Genomic DNA, 1,477 nt, shown 5'->3' with positions numbered 1-1,477 from the left:
ATAGAGGATCTTGAGTCGGCGTCGGCGCTGGCCGTGTACGAGCACGGCGGGGACGTGCAGGAAGCGGTAGCGCAGGGTCTTGGGGGTGGCCCGGGCGAGCTCGCCTTCGAGGGCGAGGAGTTGGAGCCAGGCGCGGAGGTCGGTGGCCAGGGCGACGGCCAGCAGCCATGCCTGGTTGACCTTCAGTTCCTGTGACGGGAACAGGCCCAGGCCGCCGGCCTTGCTGTCGCGGATCCCCAGCTCGACCCTGGCGTGGCTTCTGTGTCGGCAGTCCAGCCAGGCCGGTTGGCGTCTGCGGGTGTTGGTCGCGAAGGTCTGGTACCGCTTGTTGTGCTTCTTCTCGTAGTCGCTCGCGTCCTTGACGTAGCGCGGGTGCAGGGGTTCCTTGCGGACGATCACCTTGTGGTGGGGCGGCCATCCGGTCAGGTTGCCGAGCAGGCCGGTGATGTCGGCGACGAACGCGTCCTCGCGTGCTTCGCCGTCCGGGCCGGTGGCCGCTTCCCATAGGCCCTGGCGGTCAAGGAGTTCGACTGCGGCCTGCTCGCGCTCGGTGAAGGCCCAGCCGACCGAGTACTCCCAGGTGAAGGAGGGGCTGGAGCGTCCGCCGGCGTCGGCGATCCAGGCGAGCAGGCCGTGGGAGAAGCCGGCTCCGTCGGTGCGGAACAGGATCTTCTTGCGGTACTGCCACGGGAGCCCGGCCACGGCGGCCTCGAAGATGGCGATGTTGTCGGCGGTGTCGTTGGCCCCCGCGTCGCCGGGCCGCAGCTCCTGCGCGAGCATCTCGCCCGTGTTGTCGCAGTAGGCGAGCAGGGGGCAGTGGCCGTAGACGCCCTTCTTGTAGGTCCCGGCCGCGCCCTCCTTCTCGCTGGGGGCGGGGACCACGGTGGCGTCGGAGTCCAGCACGGTCCAGCCCTGGAGGGCCTGGCCGTCCACGGTGATCCAGGGAAAGCCCTGGTCACGGTCGGCGAGGTGGGTCCAGACCCGGCGGCGGACCTCGGCCCGGGCGCGGGCGATCCGGCGCAGTTGCAGCTCGTCGATTTCGCCCAGGGTCCGGCTGACGGTGGACACCGAGGCGGTGTCGCCGAGCACCGGGCGCTGGTGCTCCAGCAGGCGAATGTCGCGCATGCTGGTCGCGCCGAGCACCAACGCGCAGGCCAGGTCGGTCAGCACCCGCCCGCGCGGATGCCCCGGCACGAAGCCCTTGCGGGCCATCGCCCCCGACAGCGCGTCAGGCAGTCCCATCCGCTCGGCGAGCAGTTGCAGGTGCACGCCCCCGGCGTGCCCGACCTGCCCCTTGCCGTCGCCCGAGATGGTCAGCCCCCGCAGACGTTGAGTATCCTTGCGCACGGAATCGGTGCCCCACCCAGCCGCGTGATGTGTTCCTAGACAGCTCGCATCCTCGCAGGTGGCGGCACCGCTTCTATTTCCGGGTGACAGTCAGTCACCAACGGGCAGGGACCTCGTGAAACGCCGAGGC

General features: G+C 70.3%; 1 protein-coding gene. It reads right to left on the bottom strand.

The features are described from left to right. Positions 1-1,347, bottom strand: a 1,347-nt coding sequence (locus tag C7C46_RS32540) for an IS1380 family transposase (protein WP_110673520.1), incomplete at its 3' end; no start/stop codon positions are given. Positions 1,348-1,477 lie beyond the last annotated feature (130 nt).

Source organism: Streptomyces tateyamensis (assembly GCF_003205575.1).
Lineage (GTDB): Bacteria > Actinomycetota > Actinomycetes > Streptomycetales > Streptomycetaceae > Kitasatospora > Kitasatospora tateyamensis.
The sequence above is the reverse complement of the archived record's forward strand: the minus strand, read 5'-3'. Positions and strand labels throughout refer to the sequence as shown.